Here is a 9,921-nt window from a genome sequence, read left to right as displayed (position 1 = left end):
GCCGTACTGGTTTAAAGTTAATCCACTATATTAGTTTGTTGCAGGACTGAAGTGTTGGTTTGAATGCCAAATTGTTTCTGCCGTATCTATCTTAGTAATGAGGTCGTCTGAAAATTTTCAGACGACCTTTTTGAATGGTTTAAAGAATCAAGAGGGAAACATTCACCCTTTACAAACCCGCAAGCAAACGACGGATTTTGCCGATGGCAAGCTCGGTTTTCAAGCCGCATTCCGTCCCTTCCGCTCCGCCGCTGAGGCAGCGGATGTCGGTGATGCCGCAGAAGTGGGCGTATTGGATGCCCAGTTCGCGGGCGAGGAAGGCTTCGGGCATTCCGGTCATGCCCAATACGTCCACACCGTCGCGGCGGTAACGTTGGATTTCTGCGCGGGTCGGCCAGCGCGGGCCTTGCAGGCAGCCGTAAACGGCTTGGGTGTATAAAGGCATTTGGTGCTGTTGCGCGTGTTCGGCAATTTTTTCGCGCAGTCCGGCGGTGTAGGGTTCGAGAAAATCGGTGTGTACGACCGGTTCTTCCTGTCCTTCAAAAAAGGTGTCCTTGCGGCCGTAGGTGTAGTCGATCAAGTCGTCGGGCAGGACGAGTGCGCCGTTTTCAAAGCGGTCGTTGATGCTGACGACGGAGGAAACGGCGACGATGTATTCCGCACCTATGGAATGCAACGCCCAGATGTTGGCGCGGTAGTTGATTTCATGTGGCGCGACGGTATGGCCGAAGCCGTGCCGCGCAAGGAAGAAAATGTCCTGACTGCCCAGTTTGCCGCTTAAGACGGGGCTGCTGGTCAGTCCGTAGGGGGTGCGGACGATCTTGCGGTCGGTGATGCTCAGTTCGGGCAGCTTGGTCAGGCTGCTGCCGCCGATGATGGCTAACATATGGTCCTTTGTGTAAGTGATTTCAGGGAGTGAGTGTCGGAAAGAAAAAGGTTTGCAAAACAGCCATGAAAATGGAAAACAGGATTAACACCTTCATTTTTTCCGGAAAGCTGTATCCGTCGTCTACGGGAAGCACTTCCCATAGCAACATCGACAGAAAACCGGATATAAACCAAAATGCAAAATTGTTCAACATGGTTGCCGAAGAAAGGCTGGGAGGTCGTCTGAAAACACATATCTGTTTTCAGACAACCTTTTTGTCCTTTTACTTGTGTTTGTAAAAACGGCTGTGGAAATAAGCGTTCGCACCTTCGCGCAGCAGGACTAAGGTTACGGCGGCAAGAGGCAGGCCGGCGAGCATGCCGACGAAGCCCATCAGTTGTCCGAACGCCATCAATGAGAAAATCACCCAGAAAGGCGACAGACCGATGCGGTCGCCGACGATTTTTGGGGTAACGATAAAGCTCTCAAGGAATTGTCCGATAGCGAACACTACCCACACCATAATCAGACCGTGCCATGTGCTAAATTGCAGCAAAGCGGCGACGGTTGCCAGCAAAAGTCCGGTAAATGCACCCAAATACGGGATAAACACCAAGATACCGGCAATCATACCGATAGCGAAACCGGAATCCAGTCCGACCAGCATCAGCCCGACCCCGTACACCAGCCCCATAATCAGCATTACCATCAACTGCCCGCGCAGGAACTCGCCCAAAACTTCATCCATATTGCTGGTAATGCGCGTATAAGTGTCGATAAAGCGGCGCGGAACTAAGGCGCTGATGCCGTAAGACCAGCGTTTCCAGTCCAAAAGGAAATAATACAGCAAGAGCGGCAGCAGGATCAGGTTGCTCATGCCGCTGATGACGTTGCCACTCTGGCGCATCAGCGTCGGGACCCAAGCCTTGAGCGTGTTGCTCAATTCGCCCGTATGCGACTGCAACCATTTGACCACCGAAGCCTGATCGATATGCACATAATTGCCCGCCACATGGTTCAGCCAAGGCAGCAGCCTGTTTTGCGTAAAATCGACGATTTGGGGAATGCGGCTAACCATATTGTTGAACTGGTTGATCAGCATAGGCACGATGATCAGCATCAGCGACAGCAGCAACAGCAAAGCGAATACCATCACCATCATGGACGCGGGGCCGCGTTTAATCTTTTTCTTCTGCAACCATTCCACCAGCGGATTCAACACATAAGCCAACACTGCCGCCACAATAAACGGCGTCAGGATGTCGCCCAGCGCGTACAGCAGCCAGACAAAAGCTGCAATCACGCAGCCCATAATGATCCACGGCTTCATGCCGCGCGTTTTTTTCTGATACATAAAGCCTTTCCATGTGTGTTTCAGCGGGAGCCGCCGCAATCGTTTTCAGACGACCCCTGACCGTCCAGTATAACAGAATAAACGGGGTCGTCTGAAACCTCAGATTGTTTACAAAATCACCGAAAAATCCAAGCCCGCGCCTGCAAAATAAGGTAAAATACGCCCCATCGTTTTTCCGTCCCAATCACGATAAGGAACCCATTCATGAGCACTTCACTGAGCTACCGCGACGCAGGCGTCGACATTGACGCAGGCGATCAACTGGTCGAAAACATCAAACCTTTTGCCAAACGCACCATGCGTCCCGAAGTGTTGGGTGATTTGGGCGGCTTCGGCGCATTGGTCGAAATCAGCAAAAAATACAAAAATCCCGTCCTCGTCAGCGGCACCGACGGCGTGGGCACCAAGCTCAAACTCGCCTTCGATTGGGACAAACACGACACCGTTGGCATCGACCTCGTCGCCATGAGCGTCAACGACATTTTGGTTCAAGGCGCTGAGCCTTTGTTTTTCCTTGACTATTTCGCCTGCGGCAAACTCGATGTCGCCCGCGCTACCGACGTGATTAAAGGCATCGCCCAAGGCTGCGAAGAATCCGGCTGCGCCCTTATCGGCGGCGAAACCGCCGAAATGCCCGGCATGTATCCTGAAGGCGAATACGACTTGGCAGGCTTCGCCGTCGGCGTGGTCGAAAAAGAGCGCGTCATCAACGGCCGCAGCATCAAAGCGGGCGACATCGTGTTGGGTCTGGCTTCCAACGGCGCCCATTCAAACGGCTACTCCCTCGTCCGCAAAATCATTGCCCGCGACAATCCCGATTTGGACGCCGAGTTCGACAACGGCAAAACCCTGCGCGAAACCATCATCGCCCCGACCCGCCTGTATGTGAAACCCATCCTTGCCGCCTTGGAAAAATTCACCGTCAAAGGCATGGCGCACATCACCGGCGGCGGCATTACCGAAAACGTGCCGCGCATCCTGCCTGAAAACACCGTCGCCCAAATCGACGCCAAAGCATGGGAATTGCCCAAGCTGTTCCAATGGCTGCAACAGGCAGGCAATGTGGAAACGCAAGAAATGTACCGCACCTTCAACTGTGGCATCGGCATGGTGGTCGTCATCGCCGAAGAAGATGCCGACGCGGTGCAGGCATTCTTAACTGAACAAGGCGAAACCGTTTACCGTTTGGGCAAAATCCGCGAACGCAACGGCGATGAGCATCAGACCCAAGTGGCTTAAATCACAAGCCTGAATCTAAATAAAAGGTCGTCTGAAAACTGAACTGCACCTTGGCGGTTGGATATCCCCAACCGCCAAGGTACAGCTTTTTATAGTGGATAACTTTAAACCGGGACGGCGTTACCTCGCCTTAGCTCAAAGAGAACGATTCTCTAAGGTGCTGAAGCACCAAGTGAATCGGTTCCGTACTATCTGTACTGTCTGCGGCTTCGTCGCCTTGTCTTGATTTAAATTTAATCCACTATAAGACCTAATCCACGATTACTGTTTTAAGGAATCGAAATAACATCTGCAATGCATCTTGGACCATCAAAAATTTTAAATTTCGTATCTAATGGTATTTTTTCGTTTTTTCTTATCAGGAACCAAGCGTTTGCATAACTGATGTTTTTATTTGGTATATACTCGTAAATGTCTAAAACTATACTTCTAGGAAAATTTTCTTGAAAAACACCATCTTCAAATTTACTTACGGGATAAAAGAGACCAATGGGAGGAATCGTCTGACAACCTCCGTCTTCTCGTAACTTCCAAAAAATTTGAATATTAGCAGTATTTTCAGCGTTTATCATTGAATCCTCCCAGTGTTCTAGTTTCAAAAGGTTTAGGTTATTTTATTAGGATTTTTAATTCATCCGGTAGCTTAGCACCATTTTCATATGCTTTTTTAGCCCAAAATGTGGCTTTTTCTTTATTTCCTTGTGCTAAAGATAAATCAGCTAAATTGGATTGGGCAATAGGATGTCCATTTTTTGCCGCTATCTCTAGCCATTTAAATTCTAAATTTTGATTTAGAGATACAAACATATGGTATTGATATAATTTGAATGATGAATTTTTATCTCCATGAGAGGCTTTTTCTTCCAGAGTATGAATTTCTTCATCCGAAATCCAATAAGTACTACCCGTTGATATGGAGTCAGCTATTTTTTCATTTCTTTTCGGATATTGTTTACATGATAGTATAGAAATTGATAACACCAATAAAATTAAGAAATTTTTAAATATTTCCATGGTCAATACCTTTCACATTGGTCTTTTTTATTTGAGGAGTGAAACCACTCATAATGCATTTATATTTAAGGTCTCCTTTAACTTGTGATCTTAATTTGGAAAAGGGTCATCGGAAATTAATTTCAGACGACCTTACTGTGCGGTTTGATCTTTATATGGTTTACTAAGTTTATGTGCTTTCTAGATTTTTCAATAATTGACCAGCTTCTTCCTTAGAGATTTCAGTAATATAATCGCTCTTGGTAGCAAACTTAAGTAATTCTATTATCTTATGATAATCCCTCTTGTTTTTCCTATTAATTAAGAATTTTGCATAATCAAGAGCCGCATCTCCATCATTTAATTCTAATATTGCTTTATTCCACCAAAATTTAGCCTGCCTTATATTACCTAAACCGGCATAAAGTGATGCAATATTAGAACATACCCCACCACTTTTCCCTTCATATTGCCAACTTTTTCTATACCATTTAAGCGCCAAAAGTGGATTTTTTTGAACCCCATATCCAAGATCATATAAAACTGCTAAATTATTATAACAATTAACATCTTTTTCCAAAGCTCCTTTCTTTAAAAAATAAAAAGCTCTCTGATAATCTTCATTTTCAAGAAAATAACTAGCTTGTAAAAAATTATCAGTATGATAAGCGTCATTGCACATAGAACCTATCCTTAATATTTTATTTTTTAGGGGCGGCATTATAAGAAAGAGCCCATTATCGCGTTCGATGTCAGCGATGACCTCGTTGTCACTGTACATCGCACCAATTGGTTTTGGGCAGGCCGTTTCAGGCGTTCTCTTCTTTGAACAGCACCTTCCATTGGTGTTGGGCGATGAGTCAGCCGTTTTCGTTGTAGTCGAATCAGGTGATGCTTTGGCTGTTGGCTGGCGGCTTGGACGAGGTTGCCTTCAAGTCGTATCAGTAAACGGTTTCCTGGACTTTGTCGCCGCCGTCGCGGGCGAGGGTGTGGATTAAGCGTCCCAATATATTGCGTTCGAATTCAGTAATCCCAGTGGGGTTTGGGCTTCGAGGTCGTCTGAAAAGCAGAAAACGCATCTGCGCGTACCGCGCACACTCTACGTTGGGATTGGGGACATACGGACCACTAATTACCCTATATTTATATTTTTCATTATTTATTAATATACTGTAACTGATTCGACTTTGTTATTTTCAAACCAAAATATCGCTCTAATATCATCACAATCTACACTATCATATTTATCTAAAACTAAAGAATCATAACCAAAAATTTTTTTTATTTCTTCAATATCCTTGCCAATTAAATTTATATCTTTGTAAAAAAGATTATTTTTTAGTTCCATTCCTGCAAATTGGCCATTTTTTTCAAAGTAAATTAATTAGTTAATTCCATTTTCTTCAAAAATAAAAGAGTCATAAATATCTTCATTTTCTGAAAAAATATTTGCATTTAACTCATCTAATATCTTCTTATAATCAGAATAAATTTTATCAAAATGCAGTTCATTAATTTTAATTGTAGGGATCCAATTCCATTTTTTTGTTTTCATCATCTTCTATTATCTTTCATGTGATATAATTCACCTGTTTCATTTATTTTCTTTGGGTGTTTTAAAAATTTTCTTAAAGATGTTTTTTAATAATTTATTGATATATAGTGGATTTGGCAAGTTCAGGTCCCAACGCTTTATAGAAAAATCAGGATGAAGAATTAGGATCATGTTGGATATTTTTAGATGTATTCATAAGAGTGTCATCGCACCTTACCATACAGTTATATTTTTCTAATTCTGAATATGAGAATTGTTCCCTACATTTAGCATAGCAAATATCATGTTGTCTACAATCTATATCCAATACTCCCATTGGTTCGACATAATATCCATTATTTTCTCGAAGCTTACTGTATTGTTCTTCCCCCTTTGTCCAGTCTGGTCCACATCAATTCCCATAATATCTAAACCAATCTAATGTATCTATTTATTTCGTAGTATCCGGTGCAAAAGCATAAAAATTAATATCTCAAAATAACCCAATCAGATACTGACCCCAAGCCGGTCTGCATCAGGTTCGTAATACCTGAAGAAGTTGTAATATAGCCCTGATTCACGGTCGGCATACTGGTTTTGCAGGCGGAAGGGTTGATAAGTGATATCCGTTACCTTTGCTGCCTTGCTCAGAGGGGGGGGGATAATTCAACCTAAAGAATCAAGTTCGTAGTGGCTGACGAGTTTAGCTTGAATACGATAGATTTAGCGATGCAGTTTATCTCGTTCGGTGTCGGTGATAACGGGTGATTTGACTGTTTTCGTTGTGGTTGAAGTAGGAGGAGACATGGGGAAGGTCGTCAGGCAATTTATTTCAGACGACCTTGGTGTTTATTAGGTCTCGACCCAATCTACGGCCACTATTAGGTTATAAAGAAGATTCTAAATATAAATAAGCACGCTATTGCATCTAAAAACAAGCAAATTATAACGAATAATAATAATTGAATAGTTTGGCTTTTTGCTATCAATGATGCTAAGTATTTTGATAAAAAAATAATACTTAAACTTAAAAAGTAATAGAATAGAGTCTCTAATATTCCTGAAATATAATTGTTTATATTTCTATCATAATTATTTAGAATGAAACTAATAAGTCCTTTCAGTTCCCTGGTTAAGAACAAAATAAATAATAGGTTTAAAAATGATGAGATAAATAATTTCAACATATTATTTTATAAGGAAACACAACGTTGTTTACACAACAGGTTGAGAAAAATAAGCCTGTAAGACCTCAAAAGGTGCAAACTCTTCTGTGGCTTTACCGTATTATAAAAATTCATAAAGCGGTACAACTCCTTTTTCCAATGTTCCGAATCTATAAAGGGAAATTTATCATACCAAATTTCCATCAAGATGAGAGCACTCGATCTAACCTACAGCTTAAATCAATATTTGCAACTTTCGAGATTAACTTAAGCGACAATATCTACGCTTACTTGGCAGTTAACCATCCCAACGAATATTACCGTAATTGCTTAATAAGACATTTATAAACTCCTCTCCAAACTCTCTTATTAATACTTTCTCCATAGCCTTAAATCTTTCAATGTCTACAAACCAATCTCGATCCATCATATGGAATAATCTTATAGATTCTTTTTTTGAACTTTGAAATGCAAAAACACCCCAATTAATAGGTATATCCTGAACCGCAACCCAATTTAAATCAGTATCTGCCATAATAACTCCACCGTCACCATAATCATTCGTACAGCTTATTATTCTTTGTATATTTTTTAGTGAATTATCATGTTCAAGAATCCAGTTTTCCAACATAATATTAAAATCACAATCTAAAACATTAACTTGCTTATTAAAGCCACCTAGATCTAACAAGTCAGAAAATTCTCCAAGAAACTTTAAATCCATTCCAAGCACAAAATCAAAGAACAAAAAAGTATCATAATTTGGTATTAAAAAATGGTTAGGTAAAGAAAAATTCTGCCCAATAAAAATATCATTTATGTTTTTCATAAATATTTCCTCTTGTGGGATAGGGTCGTCTGAAAGATGAATTTGGATTTTTTCAGACGGCCTTTCTGGGTTGTTGGGTATTGACCAAACCTAAGCGTTTCAATACATATGTTACAAAATTCGCTGTCTTACCCCATTGCGGAAAACCATTGCTGATGGCTGATCGACTTTCCCATCGACACCTATTCCGATATTTTTTGGATGAAAATTATAAGGAGAGGTCATCTAAAAATTAATTTCAGACGACCTTGATGTGTTTTGTCGGGGCTTGACATAATCTGCGCAGGCTAATCATCTTCTATATATAGACTTGCTATAATAGTAACAATCCTGCTATTTTTCTCCCAAACTTGCAACCCTATTGTTTCAAATTCATAAACAAATTGTGGTATGCCATCATCTTCAAAATCCAATTCATCTATTTTACCTATAAAATTACTCTCAGTAATTATTTTAAATTGCTCAATAGTTAATCCAATTAAATTAGTGTCTTTATAAAATAGTTCTTTATAGCAAAATATAGAATCAATTTTATTTTCTCTCACAGTAATAAAAAAACTACTATCTTGAGATTCATACTCACATACTCCAAATTCATCCGGTGAGCTGTATTTAAAAAATTGTAGGATAGAAATATATTTATCAACATTTTCTCCAAACTTAAATGGACCTACAGATTTAAACGGAGATAGATTTAATTTCATCGTTTTGATCCTTTGCTATGTTCTACACCTTTTGCTTTTTGTTCCGCAGTTTTCTTAATATTACTTATTTTTTTCTCTCAACTAAGCTTATCTCTTCTAGGCATTCTAGGTTTAATCTGCTCTTGTAATTCCTTAATCCGTTTTTCAGCTGCTTTAAATGATCTACACCATCTCCATGTTTCTCATTTTTAGAACTATCAGAATTTCTAGAACCTTTTTTCTGTTTCCTATTATCTTGCTACGCTTTATATTTTTTACACTTTATAAATAATTTGGAGTAAGAAACCGCGTATGAGCCTTGGGACACGCAGCCTACATATGGGCTACGGTTTACTAGGGGTTTAATTCACTTAAGGTTTGTTATTCATACCAAGTACCATTTCCATCACTTCCATAGTCAGGATTGAGAAGCAAGAAATTAACAATATCCGATATTAGTAATGGAGAGGATAAGTCATCATATTTTTTATTATATGTGTTGCTTTTCCATTGGAATAATCACAAATAACTCCTCCCTTTTTTACAATGTTAGTCATTACATCCTTTAATATTTCAATAATCTCGCAATTTGATAATTCAGGAAAATCATCTTGTATTCCGGCCTTGGTTCTCCATAGCCAAACTTCATCATCTAATATTTCGTTACTCCTTTTATCAATATAATCGTTTAAATCGCGGTATCCTTTAGCTTTTAACTTTTTATCAATATATATATGTTCTCTAGTATTATGCATAATAAAAATCTCCTAATGTTATATCATTTTTGATGGATTTTAAAATCTCGTGGAAGCCCTTTGACATTGAAATCCAGTGTTTCACCATGTCTTGACGAGTGCCTAATACCAAATTTATCTCCATTTGGTAATCCTGCCCAGTTTGTTGTACTCGAACTTGGTCGTGCCCGTCCGCTGGTTGGTGCTATGGGTCAGGTTGCTGGTACGGTCGTAGCCGTAGCTGCGTTTGACGGCGGTTTGGCCATAACCCGCCGCTGCTTTGGTTTTGCCTTTGCCGGTTTCCGTCAGGTCATTGAGGGTGGCGATTTGCCGTTTCAGACGACCTAATGGGTCAAGTTCGTAGCGGCTGGCGAGTTTACCCTGTGTGCGGAAGATTTCGCGGTGCAGTTTGTCGCGTTCGATGTCGGTGATGACTTCGTCGTCGAGGCTGATTTGGTGCAGGTGTCCGCTGCCGTAGTACAGGTAGTTGATCTGTCTGCCGTCGGGCAGGACGGTGGCGG

The 9,921-nt window shown here is 41.1% G+C and carries 12 protein-coding genes and 2 pseudogenes; 1 reads left to right on the top strand and 13 read right to left on the bottom strand.

Annotation, left to right across the window (positions count from 1 at the left end; all coding sequences use genetic code 11):
* Window positions 1-169: 169 nt before the first annotated feature.
* Window positions 170-886: an S-methyl-5'-thioinosine phosphorylase gene (locus HMPREF3050_RS11490; RefSeq protein ID WP_070774877.1), complete on the bottom strand. Its 717-nt coding sequence runs from the start codon at window positions 884-886 to the stop codon at window positions 170-172.
* A 265-nt stretch (window positions 887-1,151) separates the two neighbouring features.
* Window positions 1,152-2,222 (bottom strand): AI-2E family transporter, encoded by a 1,071-nt coding sequence (locus HMPREF3050_RS11480; protein ID WP_070774875.1) that lies wholly within the window; start codon window positions 2,220-2,222, stop codon window positions 1,152-1,154.
* A gap of 204 nt (window positions 2,223-2,426) precedes the next feature.
* On the opposite strand from HMPREF3050_RS11480, the gene purM reads away from it, so the two are divergent.
* Complete coding sequence (gene purM, locus HMPREF3050_RS11475) at window positions 2,427-3,461, top strand: phosphoribosylformylglycinamidine cyclo-ligase (protein ID WP_003764184.1); 1,035 nt, start codon at window positions 2,427-2,429, stop codon at window positions 3,459-3,461.
* 183 nt (window positions 3,462-3,644) lie between these two features.
* Here the strand turns inward: purM and HMPREF3050_RS14935 are convergent.
* From HMPREF3050_RS14935 to HMPREF3050_RS11430, 11 genes and pseudogenes are all read right to left on the bottom strand, one after another.
* Window positions 3,645-3,707 (bottom strand): annotated as a pseudogene (locus HMPREF3050_RS14935) (transposase); the annotation flags it as partial.
* 23 nt (window positions 3,708-3,730) lie between these two features.
* Window positions 3,731-4,060, bottom strand: coding sequence for a hypothetical protein (locus tag HMPREF3050_RS11470; protein ID WP_141758449.1), 330 nt, complete (start codon window positions 4,058-4,060; stop codon window positions 3,731-3,733).
* Between the two features lie 10 nt (window positions 4,061-4,070).
* The gene (locus HMPREF3050_RS11465) at window positions 4,071-4,475 is read right to left on the bottom strand and encodes an SEL1-like repeat protein (RefSeq protein WP_203025977.1); all 405 of its coding nucleotides are present in this window, start codon (window positions 4,473-4,475) and stop codon (window positions 4,071-4,073) included.
* 169 nt (window positions 4,476-4,644) lie between these two features.
* Window positions 4,645-5,136 (bottom strand): tetratricopeptide repeat protein, encoded by a 492-nt coding sequence (locus HMPREF3050_RS11460; protein ID WP_070774874.1) that lies wholly within the window; start codon window positions 5,134-5,136, stop codon window positions 4,645-4,647.
* 259 nt (window positions 5,137-5,395) lie between these two features.
* Window positions 5,396-5,533, bottom strand: a complete 138-nt coding sequence (locus tag HMPREF3050_RS15050; RefSeq protein WP_246830270.1) for a hypothetical protein — start codon at window positions 5,531-5,533, stop codon at window positions 5,396-5,398.
* An 83-nt stretch (window positions 5,534-5,616) separates the two neighbouring features.
* Entirely contained in the window at window positions 5,617-5,802 is a 186-nt protein-coding gene (locus HMPREF3050_RS11450) for a hypothetical protein (RefSeq protein ID WP_070774872.1), read from the bottom strand.
* A gap of 36 nt (window positions 5,803-5,838) precedes the next feature.
* A complete protein-coding gene (locus HMPREF3050_RS14695) occupies window positions 5,839-6,012 on the bottom strand; it encodes a hypothetical protein (protein ID WP_168166273.1) in 174 nt (57 codons plus the stop codon).
* 1,440 nt (window positions 6,013-7,452) lie between these two features.
* On the bottom strand, window positions 7,453-7,983 hold the full coding sequence (locus HMPREF3050_RS11445; RefSeq protein WP_003764124.1) for a hypothetical protein: 531 nt from the start codon (window positions 7,981-7,983) through the stop codon (window positions 7,453-7,455).
* 287 nt (window positions 7,984-8,270) lie between these two features.
* Window positions 8,271-8,687 carry a hypothetical protein gene (locus HMPREF3050_RS11440; protein ID WP_003764181.1) on the bottom strand — a complete coding sequence of 139 codons (417 nt, stop codon included), beginning with the start codon at window positions 8,685-8,687 and terminating at the stop codon, window positions 8,271-8,273.
* Window positions 8,688-9,121: 434 nt separating this feature from the next.
* Window positions 9,122-9,421, bottom strand: a complete 300-nt coding sequence (locus HMPREF3050_RS11435) for a hypothetical protein (protein WP_070774871.1) — start codon at window positions 9,419-9,421, stop codon at window positions 9,122-9,124.
* A 114-nt stretch (window positions 9,422-9,535) separates the two neighbouring features.
* Window positions 9,536-9,921 (bottom strand): annotated as a pseudogene (locus tag HMPREF3050_RS11430) (RHS repeat protein); the annotation flags it as partial.

Origin of the sequence: Neisseria sp. HMSC065D04 (genome assembly GCF_001815675.1) — a bacterium.
Taxonomy (GTDB): domain Bacteria; phylum Pseudomonadota; class Gammaproteobacteria; order Burkholderiales; family Neisseriaceae; genus Neisseria.
Note: the sequence above shows the minus strand (reverse complement) of the source record. Positions and strands in the feature narration are given on the sequence as shown.